16 protein-coding genes, 1 rRNA gene and 1 riboswitch are annotated in these 17,639 nt (G+C 57.2%); of the genes, 10 read left to right on the top strand and 7 right to left on the bottom strand.

Going from position 1 to position 17,639, the window contains the following annotated elements; genetic code table 11:
* Window positions 1-142 precede the first annotated feature (142 nt).
* Window positions 143-1,682 (bottom strand): 16S ribosomal RNA (locus ACMGG5_RS07020).
* A gap of 560 nt (window positions 1,683-2,242) precedes the next feature.
* On the opposite strand from ACMGG5_RS07020, the gene purH reads away from it, so the two are divergent.
* Together purH and purD are read left to right on the top strand one after the other, a co-directional pair.
* The gene (purH, locus tag ACMGG5_RS07015; protein ID WP_061716167.1) at window positions 2,243-3,832 is read left to right on the top strand and encodes a bifunctional phosphoribosylaminoimidazolecarboxamide formyltransferase/IMP cyclohydrolase; all 1,590 of its coding nucleotides are present in this window, start codon (window positions 2,243-2,245) and stop codon (window positions 3,830-3,832) included.
* A 15-nt stretch (window positions 3,833-3,847) separates the two neighbouring features.
* A complete protein-coding gene (gene purD / locus ACMGG5_RS07010) occupies window positions 3,848-5,140 on the top strand; it encodes a phosphoribosylamine--glycine ligase (RefSeq protein ID WP_420277644.1) in 1,293 nt (430 codons plus the stop codon).
* A gap of 46 nt (window positions 5,141-5,186) precedes the next feature.
* On the opposite strand, the gene ACMGG5_RS07005 is transcribed toward purD, so the two are convergent.
* The 6 genes from ACMGG5_RS07005 to nudC form a co-directional block, all read right to left on the bottom strand.
* A complete protein-coding gene (locus ACMGG5_RS07005) occupies window positions 5,187-5,879 on the bottom strand; it encodes a DUF1481 domain-containing protein (protein WP_024908250.1) in 693 nt (230 codons plus the stop codon).
* 11 nt (window positions 5,880-5,890) lie between these two features.
* A complete protein-coding gene (gene hupA / locus ACMGG5_RS07000; RefSeq protein WP_002445246.1) occupies window positions 5,891-6,163 on the bottom strand; it encodes a nucleoid-associated protein HU-alpha in 273 nt (90 codons plus the stop codon).
* A gap of 186 nt (window positions 6,164-6,349) precedes the next feature.
* Window positions 6,350-6,940, bottom strand: a complete 591-nt coding sequence (locus ACMGG5_RS06995; protein WP_008503468.1) for a YjaG family protein — start codon at window positions 6,938-6,940, stop codon at window positions 6,350-6,352.
* A gap of 41 nt (window positions 6,941-6,981) precedes the next feature.
* Window positions 6,982-7,653 carry a deoxyribonuclease V gene (gene nfi / locus ACMGG5_RS06990; RefSeq protein ID WP_032648402.1) on the bottom strand — a complete coding sequence of 224 codons (672 nt, stop codon included), beginning with the start codon at window positions 7,651-7,653 and terminating at the stop codon, window positions 6,982-6,984.
* Window positions 7,654-7,662: 9 nt separating this feature from the next.
* A complete protein-coding gene (hemE, locus tag ACMGG5_RS06985) occupies window positions 7,663-8,727 on the bottom strand; it encodes a uroporphyrinogen decarboxylase (RefSeq protein ID WP_024908252.1) in 1,065 nt (354 codons plus the stop codon).
* A 38-nt stretch (window positions 8,728-8,765) separates the two neighbouring features.
* Window positions 8,766-9,539 (bottom strand): NAD(+) diphosphatase, encoded by a 774-nt coding sequence (nudC, locus tag ACMGG5_RS06980; RefSeq protein ID WP_420277643.1) that lies wholly within the window; start codon window positions 9,537-9,539, stop codon window positions 8,766-8,768.
* Window positions 9,540-9,634: 95 nt separating this feature from the next.
* Between nudC and ACMGG5_RS06975 the strand changes: the two genes are divergently transcribed.
* The 8 genes from ACMGG5_RS06975 (at window position 9,635) to ACMGG5_RS06940 (ending at window position 17,617) form a co-directional block, all read left to right on the top strand.
* Window positions 9,635-10,132, top strand: a complete 498-nt coding sequence (locus ACMGG5_RS06975; RefSeq protein ID WP_023334107.1) for an Rsd/AlgQ family anti-sigma factor — start codon at window positions 9,635-9,637, stop codon at window positions 10,130-10,132.
* Between the two features lie 54 nt (window positions 10,133-10,186).
* Window positions 10,187-10,298: riboswitch (TPP riboswitch) on the top strand.
* A 79-nt stretch (window positions 10,299-10,377) separates the two neighbouring features.
* Window positions 10,378-12,273, top strand: coding sequence for a phosphomethylpyrimidine synthase ThiC (thiC, locus tag ACMGG5_RS06970; protein WP_148769241.1), 1,896 nt, complete (start codon window positions 10,378-10,380; stop codon window positions 12,271-12,273).
* A complete protein-coding gene (thiE, locus tag ACMGG5_RS06965) occupies window positions 12,273-12,914 on the top strand; it encodes a thiamine phosphate synthase (protein WP_024908255.1) in 642 nt (213 codons plus the stop codon). Before thiC ends, thiE begins: the two co-directional genes overlap by 1 nt.
* The gene (locus ACMGG5_RS06960; protein ID WP_024908256.1) at window positions 12,901-13,656 is read left to right on the top strand and encodes a HesA/MoeB/ThiF family protein; all 756 of its coding nucleotides are present in this window, start codon (window positions 12,901-12,903) and stop codon (window positions 13,654-13,656) included. Before thiE ends, ACMGG5_RS06960 begins: the two co-directional genes overlap by 14 nt.
* Window positions 13,640-13,840 carry a sulfur carrier protein ThiS gene (thiS, locus tag ACMGG5_RS06955; RefSeq protein ID WP_024908257.1) on the top strand — a complete coding sequence of 67 codons (201 nt, stop codon included), beginning with the start codon at window positions 13,640-13,642 and terminating at the stop codon, window positions 13,838-13,840. The genes ACMGG5_RS06960 and thiS overlap by 17 nt, the downstream gene beginning before the upstream one ends.
* Before the next feature lies 1 nt (window position 13,841).
* Complete coding sequence (thiG, locus tag ACMGG5_RS06950) at window positions 13,842-14,612, top strand: thiazole synthase (RefSeq protein ID WP_023334103.1); 771 nt, start codon at window positions 13,842-13,844, stop codon at window positions 14,610-14,612.
* On the top strand, window positions 14,609-15,736 hold the full coding sequence (thiH, locus tag ACMGG5_RS06945) for a 2-iminoacetate synthase ThiH (protein ID WP_420277642.1): 1,128 nt from the start codon (window positions 14,609-14,611) through the stop codon (window positions 15,734-15,736). Before thiG ends, thiH begins: the two co-directional genes overlap by 4 nt.
* Before the next feature lie 339 nt (window positions 15,737-16,075).
* Complete coding sequence (locus ACMGG5_RS06940; RefSeq protein ID WP_420277641.1) at window positions 16,076-17,617, top strand: sensor domain-containing diguanylate cyclase; 1,542 nt, start codon at window positions 16,076-16,078, stop codon at window positions 17,615-17,617.
* Window positions 17,618-17,639: the final 22 nt, after the last annotated feature.

The raw sequence follows: 17,639 nt of genomic DNA, 5'->3' as shown, positions 1-17,639 counted from the left end.
CCTTAAAGATGTGTCGTTTCAATTTTCAGCTTGATCCAGATTTTTAAAGAGCAAAACTTCTTAATGCACTCAAAAGTACATTCAGAAGTTCATCATTCATCAGACAATCTGTGTGAGCACTGCAAAGGCAGGTTCTTTAAGGTAAGGAGGTGATCCAACCGCAGGTTCCCCTACGGTTACCTTGTTACGACTTCACCCCAGTCATGAATCACAAAGTGGTAAGCGCCCTCCCGAAGGTTAAGCTACCTACTTCTTTTGCAACCCACTCCCATGGTGTGACGGGCGGTGTGTACAAGGCCCGGGAACGTATTCACCGTAGCATTCTGATCTACGATTACTAGCGATTCCGACTTCATGGAGTCGAGTTGCAGACTCCAATCCGGACTACGACGCACTTTATGAGGTCCGCTTGCTCTCGCGAGGTCGCTTCTCTTTGTATGCGCCATTGTAGCACGTGTGTAGCCCTACTCGTAAGGGCCATGATGACTTGACGTCATCCCCACCTTCCTCCAGTTTATCACTGGCAGTCTCCTTTGAGTTCCCGGCCTAACCGCTGGCAACAAAGGATAAGGGTTGCGCTCGTTGCGGGACTTAACCCAACATTTCACAACACGAGCTGACGACAGCCATGCAGCACCTGTCTCAGAGTTCCCGAAGGCACCAATCCATCTCTGGAAAGTTCTCTGGATGTCAAGAGTAGGTAAGGTTCTTCGCGTTGCATCGAATTAAACCACATGCTCCACCGCTTGTGCGGGCCCCCGTCAATTCATTTGAGTTTTAACCTTGCGGCCGTACTCCCCAGGCGGTCGACTTAACGCGTTAGCTCCGGAAGCCACGCCTCAAGGGCACAACCTCCAAGTCGACATCGTTTACGGCGTGGACTACCAGGGTATCTAATCCTGTTTGCTCCCCACGCTTTCGCACCTGAGCGTCAGTCTTTGTCCAGGGGGCCGCCTTCGCCACCGGTATTCCTCCAGATCTCTACGCATTTCACCGCTACACCTGGAATTCTACCCCCCTCTACAAGACTCTAGCCTGCCAGTTTCGAATGCAGTTCCCAGGTTGAGCCCGGGGATTTCACATCCGACTTGACAGACCGCCTGCGTGCGCTTTACGCCCAGTAATTCCGATTAACGCTTGCACCCTCCGTATTACCGCGGCTGCTGGCACGGAGTTAGCCGGTGCTTCTTCTGCGGGTAACGTCAATTGCTGAGGTTATTAACCTCAACACCTTCCTCCCCGCTGAAAGTACTTTACAACCCGAAGGCCTTCTTCATACACGCGGCATGGCTGCATCAGGCTTGCGCCCATTGTGCAATATTCCCCACTGCTGCCTCCCGTAGGAGTCTGGACCGTGTCTCAGTTCCAGTGTGGCTGGTCATCCTCTCAGACCAGCTAGGGATCGTCGCCTAGGTGAGCCGTTACCCCACCTACTAGCTAATCCCATCTGGGCACATCTGATGGCAAGAGGCCCGAAGGTCCCCCTCTTTGGTCTTGCGACGTTATGCGGTATTAGCTACCGTTTCCAGTAGTTATCCCCCTCCATCAGGCAGTTTCCCAGACATTACTCACCCGTCCGCCGCTCGTCACCCGAGAGCAAGCTCTCTGTGCTACCGCTCGACTTGCATGTGTTAGGCCTGCCGCCAGCGTTCAATCTGAGCCATGATCAAACTCTTCAATTTAAGTTTGATGCTCGTGAATTAAACTTCGTAATGAATTACGTATGTTCACTCAGAGACTTGGTATTCATTTTTCGTCCGAGGACGTTAAGAATCCATGTCACTTTGAGTGCCCACACAGATTGTCTGATAAATTGTTAAAGAGCAGTGCAACGCGGCTTTCGCTCACCGTTGCGAGGTGGCGTATATTACGCTTTCCTCTTTCAGAGTCAACCCGTTATTTCAGGATTTTTTCTCTTCAACCGACCGGGTTGTTTGTGAAGTGATTCACATCCGCCGTGTCGATGGAGGCGCATTATAGGGAGTTCTCCGCAGGCCGCAACCGCTAAATGACAGAAAAATGACTGACTGCTGCATTCCACAGCAAAACCCCGCCTTATACCTTTTTACACACAGACTTATCCACAATGATACGAAAAAGTGAAAATGTGCGAGCGTTGCGCAAACGTTTTCGTTAAAATGCTCGCGCTTAACAAGGATGCCTCGTCAGGTGTGTTAGATGAGTTTTTCACAGGAAAATTCATCTAACGCTCTCTGTAATCGTGAAATCCAGGGGATTTACCATGCAACAACGTCGTCCAGTCCGCCGCGCTCTGCTCAGTGTTTCTGATAAAGCCGGTATCGTCGAATTCGCTCAGGCACTTTCCGCACGCGGTGTGGAGCTGCTTTCTACAGGCGGTACCGCTCGCCTGTTAGCAGATAAAGGTCTGCCGGTAACCGAAGTGTCCGATTACACCGGTTTCCCGGAAATGATGGATGGACGCGTCAAAACCCTGCATCCAAAAGTCCACGGCGGTATTCTTGGCCGTCGCGGTCAGGACGACGCCATTATGGAACAGCATGACATCGCACCAATCGACATGGTGGTTGTTAACCTCTACCCGTTTGCCCAGACCGTTGCCCGCGAAGGCTGCTCTCTGGAAGATGCGGTAGAGAATATTGATATCGGCGGCCCGACCATGGTGCGCTCCGCGGCCAAGAACCATAAAGATGTGGCCATCGTCGTAAAGAGCAGCGATTACGAAACCATTATTAATGAGATGGATGCCAACGAAGGGTCGCTGACCCTGGAAACGCGTTTCGACCTCGCCATCAAAGCCTTCGAACACACCGCCGCGTACGACAGCATGATCGCCAACTACTTCGGTAGCCTGGTACCGGCTTACCACGGTGAAAGCAAAGATCCTTCAGGCCGCTTCCCGCGCACCCTGAACCTGAACTTCATTAAGAAGCAGGATATGCGTTACGGTGAGAACAGCCACCAGCAAGCAGCCTTCTATATAGAAGAAGAGGTAAAAGAAGCCTCTGTTGCGACCGCTCAGCAGGTTCAGGGCAAAGCCCTCTCCTATAACAACATTGCCGACACCGACGCCGCGCTGGAATGCGTAAAAGAGTTCAGCGAGCCGGCCTGCGTTATCGTCAAGCACGCGAACCCATGCGGCGTTGCCGTGAGTACCTCTATTCTGGATGCCTACGATCGCGCCTACAAAACCGACCCGACCTCTGCGTTCGGCGGCATTATCGCCTTCAACCGCGAGCTGGATGCTGAAACGGCTCAGGCCATCATCTCCCGCCAGTTCGTTGAAGTGATCATCGCGCCATCCGCATCCGAAGAGGCGCTCAAAATTACCGCGGCAAAACAGAACGTGCGCGTACTGGTTTGCGGCCAGTGGGCAGAACGCGTGCCGGGCCTGGACTTCAAACGCGTCAACGGCGGCCTGCTGGTTCAGGATCGCGATCTGGGTATGGTGACAGAAGCCGACCTGCGCGTGGTGACCAAACGTCAGCCGACCGAACAGGAACTACGTGACGCGCTGTTCTGCTGGAAAGTGGCGAAGTTCGTCAAATCCAACGCCATCGTCTACGCGAAAGAGAATATGACCATCGGAATAGGTGCTGGCCAGATGAGCCGCGTCTACTCCGCGAAAATCGCGGGCATTAAAGCAGGCGATGAAGGTCTGGAAGTGAAAGGCTCCGCCATGGCTTCTGACGCGTTCTTCCCGTTCCGTGACGGTATCGATGCGGCAGCTGCTGTCGGCATCACCTGCGTGATCCAGCCTGGCGGCTCAATCCGCGACGACGAAGTGATTGCCGCCGCCGACGAACACGGCATTGCGATGATTTTCACCGACATGCGCCACTTCCGCCATTAATTCCCGGAGCTGAAAATGAAAGTATTAGTGATTGGTAACGGCGGACGCGAGCACGCGCTGGCGTGGAAAGCGGCGCAGTCTCCGCTGGTGAAAACGGTCTTCGTGGCACCGGGCAACGCCGGTACCGCACTGGAACCCGCGCTGCAGAACGTGGCTATCGGCGTGACTGACATTCCGGCGCTGCTGAGTTTTGCCCAGAGCGAGAAAATCGACCTGACCATCGTCGGCCCGGAATCGCCGCTGGTGATTGGCGTCGTTGACGCGTTCCGCGCGGCGGGCCTGACAATCTTCGGGCCAACACAAGGGGCCGCGCAGCTGGAAGGCTCCAAAGCCTTCACCAAAGATTTCCTCGCGCGTCATAATATCCCGACGGCGGAATATCAGAATTTCACTGAAGTGGAGCCTGCTCTGGCCTACTTACGTGAGAAGGGCGCGCCGATTGTTATCAAGGCCGACGGTCTGGCCGCCGGTAAAGGCGTGATCGTCGCGATGACGCTCGAAGAAGCCGAAGCCGCGGTTCAGGACATGCTGGCAGGTAACGCTTTCGGCGATGCGGGCCACCGTATCGTGATTGAAGAGTTCCTCGACGGTGAAGAAGCCAGCTTTATCGTGATGGTCGACGGCGAGCACGTTCTGCCGATGGCCACCAGCCAGGACCACAAGCGTGTGGGTAATGCCGATACCGGCCCGAATACCGGCGGAATGGGCGCCTACTCCCCTGCTCCGGTCGTGACTGACGAAGTCCACCAGCGCACCATGGATCGCGTCATCTGGCCAACCGTGAAAGGGATGGCGGCGGAAGGTAACACCTACACCGGTTTCCTCTACGCGGGCCTGATGATCGACAAGCAGGGTAACCCTAAGGTTATCGAATTCAACTGCCGCTTTGGCGATCCGGAAACTCAGCCCATCATGCTGCGCATGAAATCCGATCTGGTGGATCTGTGTCTGGCAGCCTGCGAAGGCAAGCTGGACGAGAAAACGTCAGAGTGGGACGAGCGTGCATCTCTGGGTGTGGTGATTGCTGCGGGTGGTTATCCGGGTAATTACAACACCGGGGATGAGATCCACGGTCTGCCGCTGGAAGAGATTGACGGTGCGAAGGTGTTCCATGCCGGTACGAAGCTGGCTGAAGACGATCGCGTTCTGACCAACGGCGGACGCGTGCTGTGTGCGACCGCGCTGGGTCATACCGTGGCAGAAGCGCAGAAGCGCGCCTATGCGCTGATGGCGGATATTCACTGGAACGGTAGCTTTAGCCGTCAGGATATCGGCTATCGCGCGATTGCGCGCGAGCAGGGGGAGTAATTCCTCCTCGCCCTCACCCTCTCCCTCAAGGGAGAGGGGATTTACCTCAAAAACTCTTCTCTGTCGGCTGCCAGGTACAGAAGTCTTCGTTCGCCACCAGCAGCAGCTGAGAGCCTTCCGGCGCTTCCAGCCACGCCACACTCACTTCCATTGAGGAATGACGCTGACGGCGTTGAATGTGTTCGGTCGCCCAGGATTCAAGCTCAGGCTTGACCGTTTGCCCTTCGCAGGTGGTTACCGTCCCGTCGTTATGCCAGCGCCCCTGGCGCAGCACAACGCGTCCCAGACGAAGCGCATCGCTGGTCTGGCGAATTTGTTCGGCACGATAACGGTAGAGGGCGATTTGATCGCTGGAAAGCTGCTGTTTTTGACCACTGACTTCGCGCTGCATAAAGCTCAGCTCGCCATGGTCGTCAAAACGCACTTTCACGTGTTCGGGGGTCTTGCTGTAGACGTTCAGTTCAATCAGCGACAGGTCATCTCCCTGCCAGCGATATTCCGCCGTCGACGTATTGCCGTTATGCCACGGGCTAAAGGCAGAAAGCAGATGCACTTCGCCGCCGGAATCTTTGCGCCAGATCCTGACTGCACCCTGGTTGTCCGCGTAGCCGCTGGCGGTAAACGGCGGCAGGGAGGTGTCGTGGCTGCAGGCGGACAGCAGCAGCATGCCTGCCAGCGCGAGCGTTCCGCGCCAGAAAGACAAAAGGGGCGTTGCCGCCCCTTCGCTAAAACTGTTCACTGCCACGCGTCTTACTTAACTGCGTCTTTCAGTGCTTTACCAGAAACAAATGCCGGCACGTTCGCTGCGGCGATTTTGATTTCTTTACCGGTCTGCGGGTTGCGGCCAGTACGCTCAGCGCGGTGGTTCACTTTGAAGGTACCGAAACCAACCAGTTGTACAGCATCGCCTTCTTTCAGAGACTCAGTAATAGCAGCCAGGGTAGATTCCAGAGCAGCTTTAGCCTGCACTTTAGACAGATCAGCCTTGTCCGCAATTACATCAATCAGTTGAGTCTTGTTCATAAGTTATCCTTTCAATGTGTTTATCGCTTGCTAAGCATCGAGTGCGACGAAAATGCCAAAAAAGCACTCTCCTGCATACACGCACCGATAGCCACTTTTTTTCGCCCCCCAAATGTAGACCAGACAAGGGGCGAAAGGGAAGAGTCGAGGAGCGACAAAACGGGCGTTATCTCAAGTTTTCTTATCTCATTGGTTAAAAATTATACCAATATTACTCTCACCGGCCTCACGTAAGTCCGCACGCAGCCCTTTTATCAGTTCAATATCGCGTTCTTCACACTCTGCCAGCAGGCGGAAAATTTCCCACTGAATGTCCCATTCTTGCTCCACGGCCGGGTTTGCACGCAGCTCTTCATCGGTCATTTCGCGACCTTCCTGGGTCATTTCCAGCATCGCCACGGTCGTAATAGATGCCTTACTGACTTCAATAGCGTGCTCCAGCGTCTCACCGCTCAGACGGGAGTGAAGCAGTTCGCTTAACGCCACGCAGGCATCAATCGCCGGGTAGACGCCGTACAGGTCAAAATCATCCGCCACCGGAATCGCCTCTTCGAGCTTTTCGAGCTGAGAGTCGAAATTCACCTTCGCGTCTTTCACCGTCAGCGTTTCCCAGATCAGATCCAGAATGCGGCGGTAGATATGGCCATCACCAAAGCCCGTCTGCTTACAGAACGCGGCATAGTTGGGATACATGCGCTCGCACAGGCAAGCCATAAAGGTGACGTGCTGCCAGCTTTCCAGCTTTTCAAGGCGCAGGTGAATCGGGTTTTGTAGCATGATGATCTCTCGAATCGAAAATTAGGCGCAGTTTACCTGAATCACCGCTGAATTTCCTGCCAACGAACAAAAGCCGGACGCGAAGAGGCCACCGCGTCAGCCCAGCGCGTCGGCTCCGGTAAGCGGTAGCCGTTCATGCAGCGCTGTACCCACGCCAGAGCGCTGTCCATGCTCACCCGATGGCCGGTGGCGATGAATAGCGGATTACAGCGAGCCTTGCTGCGCCAGACCCACGCCAGCTGCTCGCCTTTATGGATAAGCGGTGCCAGCGCGCCCGGCTCGGCGGAGAGTGGCTCAAACGCGCCGCACAGGCGTTTCTTGGCAACGCCAATGGTCGGCACATCCACCAGCAGCCCAAAGTGGCTGGCAACGCCTAAACGGCGCGGGTGTGAGATCCCGTGCCCATCGACAAACAGCAGGTCAGGTTTTTGCGAGAGCTGCTCCCACGCTGCCAGCAGTGCGGGATATTCGCGGAAGGAGAGAAAGCCCGGGATATACGGCATGGTGGTCGCGATACGCGCGACCTTGTACTCCACCAGCTCAAGCGAAGGGTATTTCAGTACCACCATCGCCGCTCGCGTCACTTCCCCACCCTGCTCGAACCCGACGTCTGCTCCGCCAATGTACTGCGGAGGATCCTTATCCAGACGATCCTCGCGGATCACCGATGAGGCCAGTTCGATTTGTTGAGCGCGTAGCGACGCGAGATCCATAACAACTCCTTACTTGTGATACTGGGCAGAAAGCCGATGCACCGCCTCCACAAATACGCCTGCGTGCTCTGGCGGTACATCCTGATGAATACCGTGGCCGAGGTTAAAGACGTGGCCTTCCCCCTGGCCGAAACCAGACAGTATAGTCGACACTTCTTCTTCAATGCGGGCTGGCGGCGCATAGAGCATGGACGGGTCCATATTGCCCTGCAGCGCCACTTTGTCACCCACGCGACGACGCGCATCGGCAATATCGGTGGTCCAGTCGAGACCCAGCGCGTCGCAGCCGGTGGCCGCCATCGCTTCCAGCCACTGACCGCCACCTTTAGTGAACAGCGTCACCGGCACGCGGCGACCTTCGTTTTCACGCAGCAGGCCGTCGACGATTTTGTGCATGTAATACAGGGAGAACTGTTGATAATCGCGTCCGGTCAGCACACCACCCCAGGTATCGAAAATCATCACCGACTGCGCACCCGCCTTAATCTGCGCGTTCAGATAGAGGGTGACGCTCTTCGCCAGCTTGTCGAGCAGCGCATGCAGGGCCAGCGGCTCGGCGTACATCATCTTTTTAATCAGGGTGAAGGCTTTGCTGCTGCCTCCTTCCACCATATAGGTTGCCAGCGTCCACGGGCTGCCGGAGAAGCCAATCAGCGGCACTTCGCCTTTCAGCTCGCGGCGAATGGTGCGTACGGCGTTCATCACGTAGCCCAGCTCGCCTTCCGGATCGGGGATCGGCAGCTTGTCCACGTCGGCTTTGCTTTTGATCGGAGAGGTGAAACGCGGGCCTTCACCGGTTTCGAAGTACAGGCCAAGGCCCATGGCATCCGGAATGGTCAGAATATCCGAGAAGAGGATCGCAGCATCCAGCGGGAAGCGGCGCAGCGGCTGGAGCGTCACTTCACAGGCCAGCTCGGCGTTTTTGCACAGCGACATAAAATCGCCCGCCTGCGCGCGCGTGGCTTTGTACTCTGGCAGATAGCGTCCCGCCTGGCGCATCATCCACACCGGGGTGACATCAACGGGCTGGCGCAGCAGCGCACGCAGATAACGATCGTTCTTCAGTTCGGTCATTTTTGCAGTTCCTTAAGCGTCATGGCCTCAGTGTAACACTACTCATACTCGGCCCGACATATCGCCACGGTATCTTCTATCAGCCGACGCGCCACGGTGCCCGGCGGAGGTAACAGCGGTAAATCGTCGTAGCGATACCAGTTCGCATCCAGCAGCTCTTTCTGATCGATAACGATCTCGCCGCTGTCATATTCGGCCATAAAGGCCGTCATCAGCGACTGCGGGAACGGCCACGGCTGGGAAGTGACGTAGCGCAGGTTCTTCACTTTGATCCCGCTCTCCTCCATCACCTCGCGCGCCACCGCCTGCTCCAGCGTTTCGCCCACTTCGACGAAGCCGGCCAGCACGGTGTGAACGCCGTTGCGATGGCGGGTATGCTGCGCCAGCAGGATGGAATCCTCCCGGCGGATAGCGACGATGATGCACGGCGCAATCTGCGGATAGTAGCGTTCGCGGCAGTGGTTGCAGAGCATCGCCCATTCGGTTTTGCTCGGACGCATGGTATGGCCGCAATAGCCGCAGTATTTATGCGAGCGGTAAAACTCCGCCAGCTGCACGCCGCGCCCCGCCAGCTGGAACAGCCCCACGTCCAGATCCAGCACCTGGCGCACAGATCCCATATCCTGGCGGCGGGGCTGTTGGATCAACCACACGGGCTCACCCTGCCACTCGCCGATCTGTAGCGCTGGCTGGCCAGCAAGATCGAACGCCTCAGCTGCGCCATAGGGGATTTCCCCGGCAGGAAGCCATAATTTTTGTTCGTGACTGACGATCCACCAACCAAGATCTGATTTTTCAATAATACGATCCATATCTATTGCACTACCTTCGCTTCACTGACATGTTGTTAGCATTGTGGTTACATTCTGGATAAGCAGATTCAATCCTACATTTTGCGGAGTCGACCATGTTAAACCAGCTGGAAAGCCTGACTGAGCGCGTTAGAGGAAGTAACAAACTGGTGGATCGCTGGCTACATGTGCGCAAGCATCTACTCGTGGCTTATTACAATCTGGTCGGCATTAAGCCTGGCAAAGAATCGTTTATGCGACTGAATGAAAAAGCGCTGGATGATTTTTGTCAGGGCCTGGTCGACTATCTGTCCGACGGCCATTTCAATATTTATGAACGCATTATCCGCGAAATGGAAGGGACAACACCGTATTTAGCAGCCAGCAAGCTCTATCCGCTGCTGGAAGCCAACACCCAGCAGATCATGGATTACTATGATTCCGCGCTCGAGAACGCCATCGATCACGATAACTATCTTGAGTTTCAGCGGGCGCTATCCGACCTCGGTGAAGCGCTGGAAGAGCGATTCACGCTGGAAGATAAGCTGATCGCCCTTGTACTGGACAATGATTTGAACATCAGTAACGAAGAGAACGTCGCGCGCCCTGCTTGAGTTCTTCACCGTTAACGAGTAATTTACAACCATTCGCCCCTCTCACGAGGGGGATTTTTCTTGTCGGAGTGCCCAGCGCCTGAAAGCGCGGGCTGAGACCGTTAATTCGGGATCCGCGGAACCTGATCAGGTTAATACCTGCGAAGGGAACAAGAGTCACACTGCTGTTGTATCGCCCCCCGGGCGATCCTCTCTTGCTTCATCCGTCGTCTGACAAGCCATGTCCTTCACTTTTGGAATGAGCTATGTCTACTGCAAAACTGACCCGCCGCGAACAGCGCGCACAGGCCCAACACTTCATCGACACCCTGGAAGGCACCGCTTTCCCGAACTCGAAACGCATCTACATTTCCGGCTCGCAGGCCGATATCCGCGTCCCGATGCGCGAAATCCAGCTCAGCCCGACGCTTATCGGCGGCAGCAAAGAGAATCCGCAGTACGAAGACAACGAAGCCGTGCCGGTGTATGACACCTCCGGTCCGTACGGCGACCCTGATGTTGCCATCAACGTCCAGCAGGGTCTGGCTAAGCTGCGCCAGCCGTGGATTGATGCGCGCAACGACTGCGAGGAACTGAGCGTGCGCAGCTCTGCGTACACCAAAGAGCGCCTGGCCGACGACGGTCTGGACGAGCTGCGCTTTACCGGCCTGCTGACGCCAAAACGCGCTAAAGCGGGCAAATGCGTGACCCAGCTGCACTACGCCCGCCAGGGCATCGTCACGCCGGAAATGGAATTCATCGCCATCCGCGAAAACATGGGTCGCGAGCGCATCCGTAGCGAAGTGCTGCGCTATCAGCATCCGGGTGAAGGCTTTGGCGCTCGCCTGCCGGAGAACATCACGCCGGAGTTTGTGCGTGACGAAGTGGCCGCCGGGCGCGCGATTATCCCCGCCAACATTAACCACCCGGAATCCGAGCCGATGATTATCGGCCGCAACTTCCTGGTGAAGGTCAACGCGAACATCGGTAACTCGGCCGTCACCTCCTCCATCGAAGAAGAGGTGGAAAAGCTGGTCTGGTCCACGCGCTGGGGCGCGGACACGGTAATGGACCTCTCCACCGGCCGCTATATTCACGAAACCCGCGAATGGATCCTGCGTAACAGCCCGGTGCCGATTGGCACCGTCCCGATTTATCAGGCGCTGGAGAAGGTCAACGGCATTGCCGAAGACCTGACCTGGGAAGCGTTCCGCGACACGCTGCTGGAGCAAGCCGAGCAGGGCGTGGACTACTTCACCATTCACGCGGGCGTGCTGCTGCGCTACGTGCCGATGACGGCGAAGCGTCTGACCGGTATCGTCTCGCGCGGCGGTTCCATCATGGCGAAGTGGTGCTTGTCCCATCACCAGGAAAACTTCCTCTATGAACACTTCCGCGAGATCTGCGAAATCTGCGCCGCCTATGACGTCTCCCTGTCGCTGGGCGACGGCCTGCGTCCGGGCTCCATCCGCGACGCCAACGACGAAGCGCAGTTTGCCGAGCTGCACACGCTGGGCGAGCTGACTAAAATCGCCTGGGAGTATGACGTGCAGGTGATGATTGAAGGCCCGGGACACGTGCCGATGCAGATGATCCGCCGCAACATGACCGAAGAGCTGGAGCACTGCCATGAGGCCCCGTTCTATACCCTGGGACCGTTGACCACCGATATTGCGCCGGGCTATGACCACTTCACGTCAGGCATTGGCGCGGCGATGATCGGCTGGTTCGGCTGCGCCATGCTCTGCTACGTGACGCCGAAAGAGCACCTCGGCCTGCCAAACAAAGAGGACGTGAAGCAGGGGCTGATTACCTACAAAATTGCCGCCCACGCGGCGGATCTGGCCAAAGGCCACCCGGGGGCGCAAATCCGCGATAACGCCATGTCGAAGGCGCGCTTTGAATTCCGCTGGGAAGACCAGTTCAACCTGGCGTTGGATCCGTTCACCGCCCGCGCCTATCACGACGAGACCCTGCCGCAGGAATCAGGCAAAGTCGCGCACTTCTGCTCTATGTGCGGGCCAAAATTCTGCTCGATGAAAATCAGCCAGGAAGTGCGTGACTACGCCGCCGCGCAAACCATTGAAGTGGGCATGGCGGACATGTCTGAAACCTTCCGCGCCAAAGGCGGCGAAATCTACCTCAAAAAAGAGGAGGCGTAATGTACCAGCCCGATTTCCCACCCGTCCCCTACCGTTTAGGGCTCTATCCGGTGGTGGACAGCGTGGCGTGGATAGAGCGACTGCTGGAGGCAGGCGTTCGCACCCTCCAGCTGCGCATCAAGGATAAGCGCGATGACGAGGTGGAAGCCGATGTGGTTGCCGCCATCGCGCTGGGGCGTCGGTATAACGCCCGCCTGTTTATCAACGATTACTGGCGGCTGGCCGTTAAGCACCGGGCGTACGGCGTGCATCTGGGTCAGGAAGACCTCGAAACAACGGATCTGAGCGCTATCCGTGAAGCCGGGCTGCGTCTTGGCGTGTCAACGCACGATGACATGGAGATCGACGTGGCCCTGGCGGCCCGTCCCTCATACATCGCGCTGGGCCACGTCTTCCCGACGCAAACCAAGCAGATGCCCTCCGCACCGCAGGGTCTGACGCAGCTGGCGAGTCACGTTAAACGCCTTGCCGATTACCCCACCGTCGCCATCGGCGGAATCAGCCTTGAACGCGCCCCGGCGGTGCTGGAGACCGGCGTCGGCAGCATCGCCGTCGTCAGCGCCATCACCCAGGCTGCAGACTGGCAGTCCGCCACCGAACAGCTGTTACAGCTGGCAGGAGCTGACGATGAACGATCGTGATTTTATGCGCTACAGCCGTCAGATCCTTCTGGAAGATATCGCCATCGATGGGCAGCAAAAGCTGCTCGCCAGCCGGGTGCTGATTGTCGGTCTGGGCGGATTAGGCGCGCCCGCCGCGCTTTATCTGGCAGGTGCAGGTATCGGTACGCTGGTGCTGGCCGACGACGACGAGGTTCACCTCAGCAACCTGCAGCGACAAATCCTCTTTACCACCGAGGATATCAACCAGCCGAAAGCGCAAATCACCCGGCAGCGGCTGAACCAGCTAAACCCGGATATCGAGCTGATTGCCTTACAGGAGCGTCTTAGCGGTGAAAGCCTGCACCGTGAAGTCGCCCTTGCCGATGTGGTGCTGGACTGTACCGACAACATGGCGACGCGCCAGGCGATTAACGCCGCGTGCGTGGCAAATCATACGCCGCTTATCACCGCCAGCGCGGTGGGGTTCGGCGGGCAGATGATGGTTCTGACGCCACCGTGGACGCAGGGCTGCTATCGCTGTCTGTGGCCGGATGATGCCGAGCCAGCGCGCAACTGCCGGACGGCGGGTATTCTGGGTCCGGTGGTCGGCGTAATGGGCACCATGCAGGCGCTGGAAGCCATCAAGCTGCTCAGCGGCATGGAGACGGAACGCAATACGCTGCGGCTGTTTGATGCCCGCTCAGCCGGCTGGCGCCAGCTGGCGTTACGCCGCGCCAGCCGCTGCCCGGTATGTGGAGGCCGCGATGCGCATTCTGTTTAACGATGAGCCGATGAGATGCGAAGACGGGCTCACCGTTGCGGTACTGCTCGACAAGCTGCGTCAGCTCAAACCGGGAACGGCGCTGGCGCTCAATCAACAGATCCTGCCGCGCGAGCAGTGGGAACATCAGCAGGTCAATGACGGCGACCAGATCCTGCTGTTTCAGGTTATCGCAGGGGGCTGAGATGTTACGTATTGCCGATAAAGTCTTTGATTCACATCTGTTTACCGGAACCGGAAAATTCGCCTCGCCGCAGCTGATGGTGGATGCCATTCGCGAAAGCGGCAGCCAGCTGGTGACGCTGGCGCTCAAGCGCGTGGATCTGCGTCATCACAGCGATGCCATTCTGGCTCCTTTACTGGAGGCAGGCGTCACGCTGCTGCCCAACACCTCCGGTGCCAAAACGGCCGAAGAGGCGATTTTCGCCGCGCAGCTGGCCCGCGAGGCGCTCGGCACCCGCTGGCTGAAGCTGGAAATTCATCCTGACGCCCGCTGGCTGCTGCCCGACCCTATCGAAACGCTGAAAGCGGCAGAAAAGCTGGTGCAGCAAGGGTTTACCGTCCTCCCTTACTGCGGCGCCGACCCTGTTCTGTGCAAACGGCTGGAAGAGGTCGGCTGCGCCGCCGTCATGCCGCTGGGCGCCCCCATTGGCTCCAACCAGGGGCTGGAGACCCGTGCGATGCTGGAAATCATTATTGAGCAGGCTACCGTGCCGGTGGTGGTTGATGCGGGCATTGGCGTGCCCAGCCATGCCGCACAGGCGCTGGAGATGGGCGCCGACGCGGTGCTGGTGAATACGGCCATCGCGGTTGCCGACGATCCGGTCATGATGGCGCGCGCGTTCCGCATGGCCGTAGAGGCTGGGTTGCTGGCAAGGGAGTCCGGCCCCGGCTCGCGCAGTTTCCAGGCGCAGGCCACCAGCCCGCTGACCGGTTTTCTGGAGGCGATCTCATGAGCACGTTTACCGAGCGCTGGCGGCAGCTTAACTGGGACGACATTGCCCTGCGCATCAACAGCAAAACGGCGGCTGACGTGGAGCGTGCGCTGAATGCCCGCCATCTGACCCGCGAGGATCTGATGGCCCTGCTCTCCCCGGCGGCCAGTGCGTACCTCGAACCGATGGCCCAGCGAGCACAGCGGCTCACCCGCCAGCGTTTTGGCAACACGGTGAGTTTCTACGTGCCGCTCTATCTCTCAAACCTGTGCGCCAATGACTGCACCTATTGCGGCTTCTCCATGAGCAACCGCATCAAACGTAAAACGCTCGATGAAGGTGAGATTGCCCGTGAGTGTGCGGCTATTCGTGAAATGGGCTTTGAACATCTTCTGCTGGTCACGGGCGAACATCAGGGAAAAGTGGGAATGGACTATTTCCGTCAGCACCTTCCCGCCATCCGTCGTCAGTTTGCGTCGTTGCATATGGAAGTACAGCCCCTGGCGCAGGAGGAGTACGCGGAGCTCAAAACGCTCGGGCTGGACGGGGTCATGGTCTACCAGGAAACCTACCACGAGGCGACGTACGCCCGGCACCACCTGAAGGGTAAGAAACAGGATTTCTTTTTCCGGCTGGAAACACCGGACAGGCTGGGTCGCGCGGGCATCGACAAAATCGGTCTGGGTGCGCTGATCGGGCTCTCCGACAGCTGGCGGGTGGATTGTTACATGGTGGCGGAACATTTGCTGTGGCTTCAGCAGCGCTACTGGCAGAGCCGTTATTCCATCTCCTTCCCGCGTCTGAGGCCCTGCGCGGGCGGAATTGAACCGGCTTCGCTGATGGATGAACGCCAGCTGGTGCAAACCATCTGCGCGTTTCGCCTGCTCGCTCCGGAAGTGGAATTATCGCTCTCAACGCGTGAGTCCCCGGCGTTTCGCGATCGCGTTATCCCGCTTGCGATTAACAACGTCAGCGCGTTTTCCAAAACACAGCCTGGCGGTTACGCCGACGATCATCCGGAGCTCGAGCAGTTTGCGCCGCATGATGGACGACGTCCGGAAGTGGTCGCCGCCGCTCTGACGGCGCAGGGTCTTCAGCCTGTCTGGAAAGACTGGGACAGCTGGCTGGGAAGAGCCTCGCAGTGACGTTGAAACGCACTGCAACATCATAAAAAATTGTCGAGGCGCGACGAAAAGGCAAAACCGGAGGATTGTCAGCGATCGTCCGGTTTTTTATTGTCAAACGGTCAGCAACGGATGCTGACCAGGGCGAAAAGCTTCTTCCTCGTTTCGCCCTGCCTCTGGTTCATTGCACAAACGGCTCCAGCCTGGTGAATAAGTATTTTCTTAATGGTTCTTAAGATAAATCATCCCGTCAGAAATCGTGTGCCGTATAATTCACCGCTAACCGCAGGACAGCGACTATGCTGAGAGGATATCGGCAGACGAACAGTATTCACCATCATCAGGAACGATGTACAGCTCATGGCACTTCACAGCAAAAAGCTCTCTTTTACCCGGCCAATCATGCTCAGCTTCGCGGGGATCCTCTGCAGTTTTGCGGTGATCGCGATCGCGGTGACGCTTTCGCAACGAAAGGATTTTCTTGAGGATTATCATAAGATCAATAGCAATTTCACGCACAACCTGGCGGTGAACTACACCGAATCTATCCTGCGTGAAAACGACTATATCCTGGGCCGTTCCGCGATGTACTTTGCGCGCGACGACAGGCTAAACGAGACGCTCAACGTCAACCCGACGCAGGGGTTGCAGATGATGATGCATTTGCAGAACCTGATGCCGACCGTCTCCTCCATCTCGCTGGCGGACACGCAGGGGCATTACCTCCGCGCACCGGAAGTGCTCCCCACGGAGACGAGTAAAACCTTCGATCCCCGGACGCGACCATGGTTTGTCGCTCAGGCGGAAGCCAGCATCTTCAGCCACTATACCCGTCCTTACATGGATTACTTTACGGGGCACCCCACGGTCACTCTTTATAAGCCAGTGATTTCACCAGAAGGCAGACTGAAGGGAACGCTCGCGTTTCATCTCGATTTGACATCAATGGGCTACACCCTGCGTCAGATGGTGGCGCCCGTTCAGGGGGAATTCTTCGTCGTCGAGCGTGACGGTGCTGTGGTGCTGCATCCGGATACCGGCGCGCTCTTCAAACAGTACGTGAGCGAAGCGCTGATGGACAAAATGACCAGCGGTGAAGGCCACCTTTACGACAAGAAAAGCAACGCCTGGTATTACTACTACTCGTTTACCAACCCGGACTGGTTTGTCATTTACCGGGTATCGGATGCGACGCTCACCGATATTACCCGCCACGAAACGACGATTGTTGGCTGGGGGTTTGCGCTGGCGGCCATCATCATCATCCTCTTCGGCTTATACCTCCGCCACGCCTCGCGTAGCGTGCTGATGCATATTATCAATGCCATCAAAACCGGCGACGTCAGCGAGGCGCCGCGCCTGGAAGCGATGCTGAGCCACACGATTCAGTCCAATAAGGAGCGCGAAATGGCGTATGTGCGCCAGGCCACCCACGATGCGCTGACGGGCTGTAAAAACCGCCGCGCGTTCGATAGCGATATCGCGGAGCTGCTGAATACCCAGCAGCCTTTCGCGATGGCGCTGGTGGATATCGATAACTTTAAGTCGATTAACGACACGCTGGGCCACCTGACCGGTGATATCGTTCTGCGTAACGTGGCCCGCGAAGGGATCCAGATCATGCAGCCACATCACGTCTCGCTTTACCGTTATGGTGGAGAAGAGTTTGCGGTAATTTTCCAGGCTGAGCAGATGACTTCTGCGCTCTCATTACTGGAAGCATGGCGTACCGCTGTTGAAAAACGTGTCTGGCGGGAAGAAAACCTGCGGGTTACGTTCAGCGGCGGTCTTGGGGAGTGGCATTTTGAACCGCTGGAGCACTTTATCGGAAGCGTTGATAACGCCCTATACAGCGCCAAACAGCAGGGCAAAAACCGCATCAACCGAACGTCCATCAGCTAATCCCCCCTCTTTCACCCTGCCC

The organism is Enterobacter sp. BNK-34, assembly GCF_048684445.1.
Lineage (GTDB): Bacteria > Pseudomonadota > Gammaproteobacteria > Enterobacterales > Enterobacteriaceae > Enterobacter > Enterobacter pseudoroggenkampii.
This window is presented reverse-complemented; position numbering and strand designations above follow the sequence as displayed.

Bases quoted from the DNA above. Each gene is read 5' to 3' on its own strand.
- purH (WP_061716167.1), top strand. From the start codon at position 2,243: ATGCAACAACGTCGTCCAGTCCGCCGCGCTCTGCTCAGTGTTTCTGAT.
- purD (WP_420277644.1), top strand. From the start codon at position 3,848: ATGAAAGTATTAGTGATTGGTAACGGCGGACGCGAGCACGCGCTGGCG.
- hupA (WP_002445246.1), bottom strand. From the start codon at position 6,163: ATGAACAAGACTCAACTGATTGATGTAATTGCGGACAAGGCTGATCTG.
- ACMGG5_RS06995 (WP_008503468.1), bottom strand. From the start codon at position 6,940: ATGCTACAAAACCCGATTCACCTGCGCCTTGAAAAGCTGGAAAGCTGG.
- nfi (WP_032648402.1), bottom strand. From the start codon at position 7,653: ATGGATCTCGCGTCGCTACGCGCTCAACAAATCGAACTGGCCTCATCG.
- hemE (WP_024908252.1), bottom strand. From the start codon at position 8,727: ATGACCGAACTGAAGAACGATCGTTATCTGCGTGCGCTGCTGCGCCAG.
- nudC (WP_420277643.1), bottom strand. From the start codon at position 9,539: ATGGATCGTATTATTGAAAAATCAGATCTTGGTTGGTGGATCGTCAGT.
- ACMGG5_RS06975 (WP_023334107.1), top strand. From the start codon at position 9,635: ATGTTAAACCAGCTGGAAAGCCTGACTGAGCGCGTTAGAGGAAGTAAC.
- thiC (WP_148769241.1), top strand. From the start codon at position 10,378: ATGTCTACTGCAAAACTGACCCGCCGCGAACAGCGCGCACAGGCCCAA.
- thiE (WP_024908255.1), top strand. From the start codon at position 12,273: ATGTACCAGCCCGATTTCCCACCCGTCCCCTACCGTTTAGGGCTCTAT.
- ACMGG5_RS06960 (WP_024908256.1), top strand. From the start codon at position 12,901: ATGAACGATCGTGATTTTATGCGCTACAGCCGTCAGATCCTTCTGGAA.
- thiS (WP_024908257.1), top strand. From the start codon at position 13,640: ATGCGCATTCTGTTTAACGATGAGCCGATGAGATGCGAAGACGGGCTC.
- thiG (WP_023334103.1), top strand. From the start codon at position 13,842: ATGTTACGTATTGCCGATAAAGTCTTTGATTCACATCTGTTTACCGGA.
- thiH (WP_420277642.1), top strand. From the start codon at position 14,609: ATGAGCACGTTTACCGAGCGCTGGCGGCAGCTTAACTGGGACGACATT.
- ACMGG5_RS06940 (WP_420277641.1), top strand. From the start codon at position 16,076: ATGGCACTTCACAGCAAAAAGCTCTCTTTTACCCGGCCAATCATGCTC.